General features: G+C 61.3%; 1 pseudogene. It reads left to right on the top strand.

Features of this window, described 5'->3' with window-relative positions:
* Nucleotides 1–207: 207 nt before the first annotated feature.
* Nucleotides 208–455, top strand: a pseudogene (locus IBT54_RS24900) (antirestriction protein); the annotation flags it as partial.

Raw genomic sequence — 455 nt, 5'->3', positions numbered from 1 at the left:
TCCTCGCCCGTTCGCACTCGCTCCGCCGCGCTTACTTCCGTCGCGCCGTCGCTCAGAAATTCGCGCCAGCGCCGTGCGTAATCCCGCCTCCCGCTCGCTTGCGCTGCGGCCTCGTGGTCGCTCCTGAACACTCCGCTTTCCGCCGGGCTGTCATTCAGTCACGGCACAGGCCGGAACCTTAACCCCCTCTGACTGCGGAGATGTCTGATGAACACACAACCCCACGTTTTACAGCCGGCGTCTGTTCTGGCCGATTTTGTCAGCCTGCGTTTTCTGCCTTCCCTGTTTGGCCACGATTACGCGCAGGCCGAAAACAACGTGTACCTCTACGCGAGCCGCTACCTGGCGAACTATGACGGCACGGTCTGGGACTTCGTACAGCTGCCGGGCGGCGGCGGATACATGAAGCCGGAAGGTGAGGAACGCTACATGTATTCAAATCCGTACCACTGGAC

Origin of the sequence: Pantoea sp. S62, from assembly GCF_016658625.1 — a bacterium.
Taxonomy (GTDB): Bacteria; Pseudomonadota; Gammaproteobacteria; order Enterobacterales; family Enterobacteriaceae; genus Pantoea; species Pantoea vagans.
The sequence above is the reverse complement of the archived record's forward strand: the minus strand, read 5'-3'. Positions and strand labels throughout refer to the sequence as shown.